This is a genomic window from Oceanivirga salmonicida (genome assembly GCF_001517915.1).
In the GTDB taxonomy this organism is placed as follows: domain Bacteria; phylum Fusobacteriota; class Fusobacteriia; order Fusobacteriales; family Leptotrichiaceae; genus Oceanivirga; species Oceanivirga salmonicida.
Window position 1 is genome coordinate 1 of the sequence record NZ_LOQI01000047.1, and the last position, 12,962, is coordinate 12,962.

A 12,962-nucleotide genomic window follows, 5' to 3' on the forward strand; every position below is an offset into this window, starting at 1 on the left:
ATTTACTATTACAACTTACAGAATTATATTTATTATTAAATTAAGTTTAAGATTTTGTGGATTTATGGTATAATTAAAGGCTAGATAAGTTAGATATGGAGAATTATGATGAAAATTTTGGAAAAAATAATAGAAAATTTATCATTAAAACATATTCCTAATATAGTTTTGTTATTTTTATTAGATATTTTTGTAATTTATAAAAAAATAGAAATTTATAATTTATTTAAATGGATTCCTAATGAAATTATTCAAATTGTTAATGAATTAGGGAATATTATGTATGGTAAATATAGTTTATGTATTTATATTATAATATTTATTATATATGTATCAAGGTATTTTTTATCATATGATGTTCCATTTTTAAAATCATGGACTTATACTAATGAAAAAGAAGAAAAAATAAAAGTAGAATATAATTTCGGATTTTTTATTCAAACTATATTTGAAATAGTACTTATGATTATTAGTAAATATTGGGTTTTTTATTTAACGTTTATTATTATAACTAATGATTTAAATGAAGTTAATGTTTTAATTGAATATAAAAAAAAATATATGGTGATATATATAATAATAATAGTTTTAGCATTAATAATAAAATGGTCTAGTCGTGAAATGAAAATAATTAAAAATTTTAAAACAATAAGTGAAGTTATAAATGAAAATATTAAAGATAGAAAATAAATCGATATAAGGAGAACAATGCAAACAGATAAAATGACATATACATTAAATTATCCAATAGATAAGGTTTGGAATAAGATATATGAAACAAGAAAAAAAGTAGTGTATAGACATGAAAAACTTATAGAAGTATGGCTTAAAGAAAAAAAGTTTGAAAAATTAGAGTATTTTTTAGAAGATAAATCTCAAAAAATTACCATGAAAATAGATTTTATAGAAAAAGATAATACAACTATACTTGATATTTTTTGTGAAATTAAGAGTAGAAGTATAGTAAAAGACATATTTCTATACCTAAGTATAAATGTAAAAAAAGAAATAAATGAATATATCAAACAAGTAGAAAAGGAGTTAGAAAATGAAATTTAGTTACGAATACACAAAAGGATTTGTCGTAAAAAACGAAATTAATGCATTAAAACCTTATGCAGAATTAGCAAGCGAAATATTAGAAAATGGTACAGGTCAAGGTTCAGACTTTTTAGGTTGGTTAAATTTAGCAAATGATTATGATAAAAAGGAATTTGAAAACATTAAAAAAGCCGCAACTAAGATAAGAGAAAATTCTGAGGCATTAGTAGTCATAGGTATAGGGGGTTCATATTTAGGATCAAGAGCTGCAATAGAATTTTTATTACCAAACTACTATAATCAAGTTAAAAAGCCTGAAATATATTTTGTAGGAACTAATATGAGTCCTAATTATTTACAAGACATATATAATTTAGTAAAAGATAAAGATTTTTCTGTAAATGTGATATCAAAATCAGGAACAACTACAGAACCCGCAATAGCATTTAGAATATTTAAAAAATTATTGGAAGAAAAATATGGAGAAGAAGAAGCATCAAAAAGAATTTATGCAACTACTGATAAAGAAAAAGGAGCATTAAAAACTTTAGCAACTAATAAGGGTTATGAAACATTTGTAGTACCAGATAATGTAGGTGGAAGATTCTCAGTATTAACAGCAGTAGGGTTATTACCAATAGCAGTTGCTGGTATAGATATAGATAAGTTGATGGAAGGTGCAAGAGTAGCTATAAAAGATATGAAAAATGACTTTGATAGTAATGCTGCTATGCAATATGCTACATTAAGAAATATACTATATAGAAAAGGTAAAGTAATAGAGATATTTGTGAATTATGAACCTAGATTACACTATATTGCTGAATGGTTAAAACAACTATTTGCAGAAAGTGAAGGGAAAAATTTCAAAGGAATATATCCTACATCAGCAGATTTTTCAACAGATTTACATTCAATAGGTCAAGCTATACAAGAAGGTAATAGAAATTTATTTGAAACAGTAATGAGTATAGAAAAACCAGAACATGATATTATAATTGAAAAAGATGAGCAAGATTTAGATGGTCTTAATTTCTTAGCAGGAAAATCATTAGATTATGTTAATAAAATGGCTTGTAAGGGAGTAATTTTAGCACATATAGATGGTGGAGTTCCTAATTTAGAAATTAATATAGAAAAAGCAGATGAATTTAATTTAGGTTATTTGTTTTACTTCTTTGAAAAAACAGTAGCTATATCAGGTTATTTAAATGGAATAAATCCATTTGATCAACCAGGGGTTGAAGCATATAAGAAAAATATGTTTGCATTATTAGAAAAACCAGGTTATGAAGAAGAAACAAAGAAAATTTTAGAAAGAATAAAAAAGGGCTAGTAAATTGATATTAAGTATATATAAAAATAAAGAAAAATATAAAGAAATAGAATTACATAATTATAATAATGAATTTATATACAACTGGGCAGGTATTGAAAAGGGAGCATATAGTTTTAAAGTAGATAATAAAGCTGTAACTTATTCACATACCTTACCTTTTGTTACAATTTTTAATGCTTACATTGATGAAAATGCAAAACCTAAAGATATTACAGGTTTTCAAGATGGTATAGATATAGTAATAAAAATTAATGGAAATGATTTTAGTTTAGAAAAAACCAAATTATATAAATTAGAATGTCCATTTGAAAATGCAAGTATAGCTGGAAGTTTTAATAATTGGAATGTAGAAAATTTAGATATAAATAATGGTTATGCATATTTAAATTTAAAAGATGGATATCATGAATATAAATTTGTGATTAACGGAGAATTTGAAAACGGAGAAAATAGATACTTAATAGTTGGAGAAAGTGGAAGATTATATAAAAAAGGCGAAATAGGAAATGGAGAATTTGTAACAGAAGCTTTATCAACTCATATTAATAAAATATCTGATTTACAATACGAAGTTACTTTAAGAACTCAAATATCTGATATTGACAGGGCTTATATTAGTATAAGTCATAAAAATTCTAATTATGAAGAAATAAAAGAGCTTGAAAGGCATACTAATACTAAAAATGAATTTGATTATTTTAAAAGAATAATTAATTTTGAAAAAGTAGAAAAAGAATTTAGCATATTTTATATACTAGAAGATGCAGGAAAAAAACTTTATTATAACGGAAAAGATTTTAGTTTTAAAAATGATATAGATAAAATTTATATAAATAAAAATAGTAATTTAGAAATATTTTCTATACCAGAATGGACAAAACAAGCTATATGGTATAATATTTTTCCAGATAGGTTCTATAATGCTAATATATATAATGACCCAATATTTAATGAATTTGGACCAGAAAATTTTAGTATGAATGAATTACATCAAAATAAATATATAAATAGTAAACTTTGGAATAAGGATAAACCTAAATTTAATCTTAATAGATGGACTGCTGATTATTCAGAAAGAACTAATTGGGAAAAAGAATATGAAAAAGATATAGATTATAGTTTAAAATATGCTCGTATGTACGGTGGAGATATAGAAGGTATTAAAGAAAGAATACCATATTTAAAAGAATTAGGAATTACAGCAGTTTGGCTTAATCCTGTATTTTATTCATATCAAAATCATAAGTATGGAGCAAATGATTTTAGACACATATCACCTGATTTTGGAACTATAAGAACAAGTGGTTCTAAACACAATGTTTTTGTAGATGAAAGTCAAAAAACATATGTAGAAGTTTTGGGAAATAAAGCTAAAAATAATAGTGAATTAGAACTTTTAGAAGTAAATCTACAAGGAGAAAATAAGGGTAAAAATGGTTATTTTGAAACAGAAAATGTAGATACATGGGTATGGACTGAATCAGATTTAATTATGGTAGACTTAATAAAAGAATTACACAAAAATGGTATAAGAGTAATATTTGATGGAGTATTTAACCATAGTAGTGAGCGTCATTGGAGTTTTAATTTAGCATTAGCCGAAGGAGAAAATTCTAAATATACTAAATGGTATAAATTTAATGATTTTTCTAAACATAAGAAAATAACAGATGACATGAGTTTTGAACAAGTACAAGAAGCTATGAGACATAATAGAGAAAATGTAGAATATATTTCTTGGGCAGGAGTAAAAACTTTACCTGAATTTGATAGTTTTAATGAAGAGTATAAGGAATACATATTTAATATTTGCCGTAAATGGTTAAAAGGGCCTGATAATAAGGTAAGTAAAGATTTTAAAAATGATGATGGTATAGATGGATTTAGGTTAGATGTTCCAAACTGTCTTGAAAATCAAGATTTCTGGTTAGAATTTAGAGAAGTTTTAAAATCTACTAAAAAAGAAAGCTATATCACAGCAGAAATTTGGTCTAATGGCTCAGCAGATATTAATAATGGAAATAAGTTTGATGCTCTTATGAATTATGAGTGGTTAAAAACTGTAATAGGCTATTTTATTAATCAATCAAGTGAATATGGTGAAAGATATAAGTTAAATGCCAGTGAATTTTTAAATGAATTAAGAGAAAAAAGATCTTGGTATCCATATCAAGCATTGCAAGCTATGCAAAACTTAAATGGTTCTCATGATACTGATAGACTTTATTCAAGAATAGTAAATGATGGGTTAGGTAGAAATTTAGAAGAAGGTAAACAACTAGATAGGGGATATAATGGAATAAGACCTGATTTGGCTTCTAATTATCATCCTAACACTAATATAGACTGGGTAAATTCTAAGATAAAACCTAAAGATATATTAAAATTAATATCTGTATTTCAAATGACATATATAGGAGCACCTATGATATACTATGGTGATGAGTTAGGAATGTGGGGAGCAACAGACCCATATTGTAGAAAACCTATGCTTTGGGATGAATATATGTTTGACAATGAGAAAAATCCGTCTATAATAAATAGAGAAGAAGTATATGAACAAAAAGCAGACTTAGAACTATTTGCTTGGTATAAAAAGATAATAGATATACGTAAGAAAAATAGAACTTTAGTTTATGGAAGATTCAAAGAAATTTTAGCAAATGATGAAAAAGATATGGTTATATACGAAAGATATGACAAGAACTATAGTTTTATCATAATTTTAAATAATTCATTTGAAAATAATGAAATAGAATTTAGAATATATAATAAGAATACTACATATATGGACTTATTAACTAATAAAAAAATAAAGAGTAATGAAAAAGGAGATATAGTAGTATCCTTAAAAGCTAAAAGGGCTATGGTATTGAAGTATAAAAAGGAGAATGATGAGTAATATGTTGAATAAAGAGTTAATAAAAAAAGATTTTTATGAAGCAGTAAATGGGGAATGGCTAAAAACTGCTAAGATACCAGAAGATAGACCAACAGTTGGCGGTTTTAATGATTTGGTAATAAAAACCGAGGAAATGTTAATAAAAGAATTTAACGAAATGGATACTAAAAATTTAGATGATAAAATGATGGTTGAATTTATTAAATTCTACAACATGACTAAAGATATGGACAAAAGAGAAAAAGAAGGTGTAAAAGGCTTAAAACCTTATGTGGAAAAACTAAAAGCACTAAAAGATTTTTCTGATTTTTCAGGAATAATAAATGAATGGAAATTAAAAGGATTTAGTTTACCTTTTAATATTTCAGTAGAATCTGATATGATGGAAGCAACTAAACATGCCCTATATTTAGATATTCCTAGTATAATTTTACCAGATAAAACATACTATGAAGATACTCACCCTAAAAAAGCAGTTTTATTAGAAAAATATAAAGAGATGCTTTTAAAAATATTAGACCTATATGGTATGGAAAGTGAATATGCTAAAAATATAATTAAAGATACTTTTGAATTTGATAAATTAATATACCCAAATACTAAAACTTCTGTTGAACTAGCAGATTATACTAAAATATACAATCCAAAAGATTTAGGGGAAGTTGAAAAATATACTGACAAGATAAGTTTTACTAAAATATTTAATGATTTATTTGGTTTTGAACCTAAAAAAGTAATAGTTACCCAACCAAATTTCTTTGAAAAATATAGTGAAATAATGAAAGATGAAAATTTTGGACTTATGAAATCTTGGTTAATAGTTAAGTTGATTTTAGGAAATACTAGTATTTTAACTGATGAAATGCGTATAGAAGGTGGAGCTTATTCAAGATTTTTAACAGGAGTAGAAAAGGCTAAAAATATAGAAAAGTATTCATACTATTTTGCGACTGGAATATATGATGATGTAATAAGTATATATTATGGAAATAAATATTTTGGAGAAAAAGCCAAAAAAGATGTACATGATATGGTAGTTAGCATGCTAGAAGTATATAAGAATAGGTTAGCAAAAAATGATTGGCTTAATGAAAAGACTTCAAAAAATGCTATTAAAAAATTAAGTACTTTTGAAATTTTAGTAGGTTATCCTGATAAATATGATGAAGTATACAAAGAATTAATAGTAGATGAAAGTAAAACTTTCTTTGAAAATGTGATAAAATTTAGTGAAATATTAAATAAAAATCATTTTGCAGATTTAGCAAAACCCGTTGATAGAACTAAGTGGCATATGCCATCAAATATGGTAAATGCATATTATTCTCCAACAGGAAACTTAATTTGCTTCCCAGCAGCCATACTTCAAGCACCATTTTATAGTTTATCTCAAACTAAAAGTGAAAACTATGGTGGTATAGGAGCAGTTATAGGTCATGAAATATCACATGCATTTGATAATAATGGGGCTAAATTTGATGAAAAAGGAAACCTTAACGATTGGTGGACTAAAGAAGATTTTGAAATATTTGATAATAAAGCAAAAGCAATGATAGACCAATTTGATGGTATACCATTTGGAAATTCAAAAGTTAATGGAGAATTAACAGTTGCAGAAAATATAGCAGATGCTGGAGGGCTTAGTTGTTCATTAGAAGCATTAAAAAATACAGGAGAAGTTAATTTAGAAGAATTCTTTATTAATTTTGCTAAAATATGGTGTATGAAAGCAAAAGAAGAATATACTGATTTACTTCTTAGTGTAGACGTTCATGCTCCAGCTAAATTAAGAGCTAATATACAACCAAGAAATTTAAAAGAATTTTATGAAGCGTTTGATATTAAAGAGGAAGATGAAATGTATCTTTCTCCTGAGAAAAGAGTTAATATTTGGTAAAGGAGATGAAATTTATGAAAGTATTAGAAGCAATAAAAAATAGGCAATCAGTGAGAAAATTTAAAGATGAAGAAGTGTTAGAAAAAGATTTAAAAGAAATTTTTGAGTTAGCTACTAAATCACCTAGTGCATATAACAGTCAATCAACTTCAATAGTGTATACAAAAGATAAAGAAAAAATTTCTAAGATTGCTAAACTTTGTGGTGGACAACCACAGGTTGAAAATGCTAAAGTATTTATACTAATAATAACAGACTTATACAGAGCCAATACAACATTAAATAAAAAAGGTGTTGAAATGGTAGATAGTAGTTTATTATTAAATAAATTTGCAGTTGATGCAGGAATAATGACATATTTATTAAATATAGCAGCAACTGCAAAAGGTTATGGTTGTACTATTATAGGTGGAGTTAATAATGACCCTGAGAATTTAGCTAAATTATTTGATTTACCAGAACATACTAAAATAGCAATAGGTTTAACTTTGGGTGTGCCTGAAAACAGCAATATGCTAGAACTTAATACAAAACCAAAATTACCAAGTGAAGTATTAGTTATGGAAGATAAATATAATAAGGGAATACAAGAAAATGCTTTGTTTGATTATGAAAAGGAGTTAGACAATTGGTTCAAAAAAATAAATGTAAACCAACCAATGTTTACTGATGTTTTAGCTAATATTTTTGCCAAGAAAGAAGGTAAATAGTATGAATGAAAGATATGAATTAAACAAGAATTTAGCACAAATGTTAAAAGGTGGAGTAATAATGGACGTATCTACTCCTGAGCAAGCAAGAATAGCCGAAAAGGCAGGTGCATGTGCTGTTATGGCATTAGAAAGAATACCAGCTGATATTAGAGCTGCTGGTGGAGTATCTCGTATGAGTGATCCTGCTATGATAAAAAGTATACAAGAAGTAGTAAGTATACCTGTAATGGCGAAAGCTAGAATAGGACATTTTGTTGAAGCACAAATATTAGAAGCAATAGAAATAGACTATATTGATGAAAGTGAAGTTTTATCGCCAGCTGATGATAAATTACATATAAATAAAAGAGAATTTAAGGTTCCTTTTGTTTGTGGAGCAAAAGATTTAGGAGAAGCATTAAGAAGAATAAATGAAGGTGCTTCTATGATAAGAACTAAGGGAGAACCTGGTACAGGAGATATAATACAAGCAGTAAGACATATAAGAAAAATGAATGGAGATATTAGAAAAGTACAAGCTATGAGAAAAGATGAATTGTACTTTATGGCAAAAGAACTACAAGTTCCTTATGACTTACTTATGTATGTCCATGAAAATGGTAAATTACCTGTTGTAAACTTTGCAGCAGGGGGAGTAGCAACACCTGCTGATGCAGCACTTATGATGCAATTAGGAGCAGAAGGAGTATTTGTTGGATCAGGAATATTTAAATCAGGAAATCCTGAAAAAAGAGCAAAGGCTATTGTAGAAGCAGTTACAAACTATAATAAACCTGAAATGCTTGCAAAAATATCTGAAAATTTAGGAGAAGCCATGGTTGGTATTAACGAAAGTGAAATACAAATTTTAATGGCTGAGAGAGGGAAATAAAAAAAATGAAAGACACAAAAGAATTAGTAGAATATGTAATACACAAAAGTCAGATAAAAGCAGAAAAAAAACTACTAAATACAGCGATACTTAGTTTTATGGCAGGAGCTTTTATTGCATTAGGGGCAGTTGCTAATATAGTAGTTTCTGCCGATTTATATGCAATTAACACAGGATTAGCTAAATTTGCTGGAGCAGCAGTATTTCCTGTTGGATTAATTAGTATAATTTTATTAGGATATGAATTATTTACTAGTAATACTATGGTAATTTCAGCGGCAGTAGATAAAAAAATAACTTATATGGCATATTTTAAAAATATATTATTTGTATTATTTTTCAATTTTATAGGTTGTTTATTTATTGCATATATAACATTTAGAACACACACATTAAGCGAAACAGGAAAACAACTTTTATTTTCTATGGCTGAACATAAAGTTCATGCAAGTGCTTATGAAATATTTTTAAAAGGAATACTTTGTAATGTATTAGTATGTGGTTCTGCCTTAATAGCCTATGCTTCTAAGGAAGGAATAGCCAAAATATTTGGTATATGGTTTCCTATAATGCTATTTATAGTATTAGGTTATGACCATATAGTTGCAAATATGCTATACTTACCTACCGCATATATGTTAAAATCAGGAGTAACAATATCACAAATAGCGTATAATTTCTTATTTTCAGGAATAGGAAATTTTGTTGGTGGAGTATTTTTTATGATACTACCACTATATATCACAGTAAAATATAATGGAGAATTAAATGCAAAAAATTAAAAATATCGCAATAATAGCACATGTTGATCATGGTAAAACTACCTTGGTTGATGCTTTATTAAAACAATCAGGAACTTTTTCAAAGCATGAACAAGTAAATGAAAGAGTAATGGATAGTAATGATCTTGAAAAAGAAAGAGGAATTACTATATTTTCAAAAAATGCCTCAATAAATTATGAGGATTATAAAATAAATATTATAGATACACCAGGACATGCTGATTTTGGTGGAGAAGTACAAAGAATATTAAAAATGGTTGATAGTGTATTACTATTAGTAGATGCTTTTGAAGGAGTAATGCCACAGACTAAATATGTTTTAAAACAAGCATTAGAACATGGTTTGTCACCGATAGTAGTTATTAATAAGATAGATAGACCTAATTGTATACCAGAAGAAATAGTTAACTTAGTTTTTGACTTATTTTCTGAATTAGGTGCAAATGATATGCAGCAAGATTTTCCAATAATTTATGCTAGTGCAAAATCAGGGTATGCAAAATTAAATTTAGAAGATGATAGTGATAATATGAAACCATTATTTGACTCTATATTAAAAAATGTACCAAATCCTAGTGGAGATATAGAAAAGCCATTACAAATGCAAATAATGAATACTGAATATGACGAATATGTAGGTAAACTTGGAACAAGTAGAATATACAACGGAAGTGTATCAAGAAATCAAGAAGTTATTGTAGTTAAAAGAGATGGTAGTGAAGTAAAGGCTAAAATAGGTAGAATATATACTTATGATGGTTTAAAAAGAATAGAAACAGAAGTAGCTTATGCAGGAGATATAGTAATTATAGCAGGTATAGACCATATAGATATAGGTGAAACTATAACTGATAAAGATATAGTTAAACCATTACCTTTAATAGAAATAGATGAACCAACTTTATCTATGACTTTTATGGTAAATTCATCTCCTTTTGCAGGTAGAGATGGTAAGTATATTACTTCAAGAAACTTACTTGAAAGATTAACAAAAGAAGTTAATCATAATGTAAGTATGAAATTAGAAATGACTGATTCGCCAGATTCATTTATAGTTAAAGGTAGAGGAGAATTACAACTTTCTATCTTACTTGAAAATATGAGAAGAGAAGGTTACGAAGTTGCGGTTTCAAGACCAGAAGTAATTTTTAAAACTATAAACGGTGTTAAATCAGAACCGATAGAATTTGTAAGTATAGACGTTGCTGATGAATATGTTGGTGTAGTTATAGAAAAATTAGGAATTAGAAAAGGTGAATTAATATCTATGGAAAAAGGTAGTGATGGCTACACTAGACTAGAATTTAAAGCACCTTCAAGAGGATTATTAGGATTTACCAATGAGTTTTTAACTGAAACTAGGGGAACAGGTATACTTAATCATACTTTCTTAGAATATGACAAATATAAGGGAGATATAGTTACAGGTAAAAAAGGAGCATTAATAGCTATGGAATCTGGAACATGTTTTGCTTATTCATTAAATAACTTACAGCCTCGTGGAATACTATTTGTAGAACCAGGAGATGAAGTATATGCAGGAATGATAGTTGGAGAACATTCAAAAGAAAATGATTTAGTAGTAAATACTTGTAAGGGTAAAAAACTAACTAATATGCGTGCTTCTGGGTCTGATGATAATGTAAAATTAGCACCTGCTAAGAAGTTCACATTAGAATTAGCGCTAGAATATATTTCTGATGATGAGTTAGTTGAAATAACACCAAAATACCTAAGATTAAGAAAGAAAATTTTATCAGAAACAGAAAGAAAGAGATATAGAAATCAATTTTCAAGAGAAGATAAATAATATATTTAGGAATTAATGTTTAAAGAAAAACAAGTAAAAAATGATTATAATATATGCTTATAATTAAAAATATATGATAAAATAAAATTTTTAAATCTATAAGGGTGTTTATTTCATAAAAAAATTAGGAGTAAAATATGAAAAAAATATTAATGGCATTAGTTTTAATGAGTGGAATATTCGCTTTTAGCATAAGTATTTATGATGGAGGGGCAACAAAATATACTAATGTAGATATAGAGGAATTATTAGATATATTAGAAAATCATTCAGATAAGATAGATAAAAAAAGAAAAGGAAATGACTTATATATATTAACTAAGGATGAAAAAGAAGAGTTAGATAATATATTGCTAGAAACAAATGAAAAAATAATAAAATTAGTCGAAGAAGATTTGGAAGAACATGAAATAGATGAGATAAAAAAAGAATTAAATTTATTTAGAATAAAATTAAAAAAAGCCAAAACAATAAAAGATTATGAAGAAATAGAATATATAATAGAAAACAATTTAGATAAACTAAATTAAAAAAATGGAAATGATTTATATATATTAACTAAGGAAAAAAATAAGAATTAGACAATATATTGACAGAAGCAAAAGATAATAATAAAGGAGTATTGAATGAAAAAAACATTAATAGCTATACTTTGCGGTATATCAACATTAACAATAGCTCATACTCATCATAGTATGCATAATCATAAAAAAGCACACACAAACAAAAAAATTGAAGTTAAGATGGAATTATTAGATCCTATTAAAGGGAATAAATACATAGGTAAAGTTATTGTTACAGAATCACCATATGGTTTAGTATTTACACCAGAATTAAAAGGATTAACACCTGGTTTACATGGTTTCCATATTCATGAAAATCCAAGTTGTGAACCAAAAGAAAAAGATGGTAAATTGGTTGCAGGTTTAGGAGCTGGAGGGCATTGGGATCCTAAAAAAACAGGAATGCATGGTCATCCTTGGTCTGATAAAGCACATTTAGGTGATTTACCAGCATTAGCTACTCACCCAGATGGTACAGCAAATAATCCAGTATTAGCACCACGTTTAAAACATTTATCTGAGATAAGAGGACATTCATTAATGATTCATCAAGGTGGAGATAACCATTCAGATCATCCTTCCCCATTAGGTGGCGGTGGTCCTCGTATGGCATGTGGTGTTATTAAATAATTACAATTTAACGAAATACTATTTGTAAAACCAAAAAACAATGTTTAGGGAATTTACAATAGGATTAATATTTAGAATAATCTTAGATTATGAAATAAATTTTAAAATTAATTTTCAAGAAAAATATAAAAACTTTATTATTAGTCCTATAAAGGCTAGTAATAAAGTTTTTTTTTTCGTAATATTAAATATTTTTTTTATTATTATGTAAATCGCTAAAAGTTAATGTTTATAAGGAAATTTATAAGTTTACCCGTAATTAACAGTGTAGTTTTAAGAAAAAAACAAAAAAAAGCTTGACTTACGGGGGGGGGGGGGGTAAAATAGTAAAAAAGGATGCAATTTAAAAGGGGAGAATAAAAAATAAAAAAAAAAAAAAAAGTGTTAACATATTTTTTTATTTTTGAATTTTTT

11 protein-coding genes are annotated in these 12,962 nt (G+C 26.7%); all 11 read left to right on the plus strand.

Going from position 1 to position 12,962, the window contains the following annotated elements; all coding sequences use genetic code 11:
* Positions 1-105: 105 nt before the first annotated feature.
* The 11 genes from AWT72_RS06110 (at position 106) to sodC (ending at position 12,548) form a co-directional block, all read left to right on the plus strand.
* Positions 106-690 (plus strand): hypothetical protein, encoded by a 585-nt coding sequence (locus tag AWT72_RS06110; RefSeq protein WP_156413095.1) that lies wholly within the window; start codon positions 106-108, stop codon positions 688-690.
* Positions 691-708: 18 nt separating this feature from the next.
* A complete protein-coding gene (locus AWT72_RS06115; RefSeq protein WP_067142391.1) occupies positions 709-1,059 on the plus strand; it encodes a hypothetical protein in 351 nt (116 codons plus the stop codon).
* On the plus strand, positions 1,049-2,377 hold the full coding sequence (locus tag AWT72_RS06120; RefSeq protein WP_067142394.1) for a glucose-6-phosphate isomerase: 1,329 nt from the start codon (positions 1,049-1,051) through the stop codon (positions 2,375-2,377). The genes AWT72_RS06115 and AWT72_RS06120 overlap by 11 nt, the downstream gene beginning before the upstream one ends.
* A 4-nt stretch (positions 2,378-2,381) precedes the next feature.
* Complete coding sequence (locus tag AWT72_RS06125; RefSeq protein ID WP_067142398.1) at positions 2,382-5,282, plus strand: alpha-amylase family glycosyl hydrolase; 2,901 nt, start codon at positions 2,382-2,384, stop codon at positions 5,280-5,282.
* A 1-nt stretch (position 5,283) separates the two neighbouring features.
* Positions 5,284-7,179: a M13 family metallopeptidase gene (locus tag AWT72_RS06130; protein ID WP_231724060.1), complete on the plus strand. Its 1,896-nt coding sequence runs from the start codon at positions 5,284-5,286 to the stop codon at positions 7,177-7,179.
* 14 nt (positions 7,180-7,193) lie between these two features.
* Positions 7,194-7,889, plus strand: coding sequence for a nitroreductase family protein (locus AWT72_RS06135; protein ID WP_067142401.1), 696 nt, complete (start codon positions 7,194-7,196; stop codon positions 7,887-7,889).
* A gap of 1 nt (position 7,890) precedes the next feature.
* On the plus strand, positions 7,891-8,763 hold the full coding sequence (gene pdxS, locus AWT72_RS06140) for a pyridoxal 5'-phosphate synthase lyase subunit PdxS (protein ID WP_067142404.1): 873 nt from the start codon (positions 7,891-7,893) through the stop codon (positions 8,761-8,763).
* A 5-nt stretch (positions 8,764-8,768) separates the two neighbouring features.
* A complete protein-coding gene (locus AWT72_RS06145) occupies positions 8,769-9,545 on the plus strand; it encodes a formate/nitrite transporter family protein (protein WP_067142407.1) in 777 nt (258 codons plus the stop codon).
* Complete coding sequence (gene typA, locus AWT72_RS06150) at positions 9,532-11,355, plus strand: translational GTPase TypA (protein WP_067142410.1); 1,824 nt, start codon at positions 9,532-9,534, stop codon at positions 11,353-11,355. Before AWT72_RS06145 ends, typA begins: the two co-directional genes overlap by 14 nt.
* A 137-nt stretch (positions 11,356-11,492) precedes the next feature.
* A complete protein-coding gene (locus AWT72_RS06155) occupies positions 11,493-11,885 on the plus strand; it encodes a hypothetical protein (RefSeq protein ID WP_067142413.1) in 393 nt (130 codons plus the stop codon).
* 96 nt (positions 11,886-11,981) lie between these two features.
* Positions 11,982-12,548, plus strand: a complete 567-nt coding sequence (sodC, locus tag AWT72_RS06160) for a superoxide dismutase family protein (protein WP_067142417.1) — start codon at positions 11,982-11,984, stop codon at positions 12,546-12,548.
* Positions 12,549-12,962: the final 414 nt, after the last annotated feature.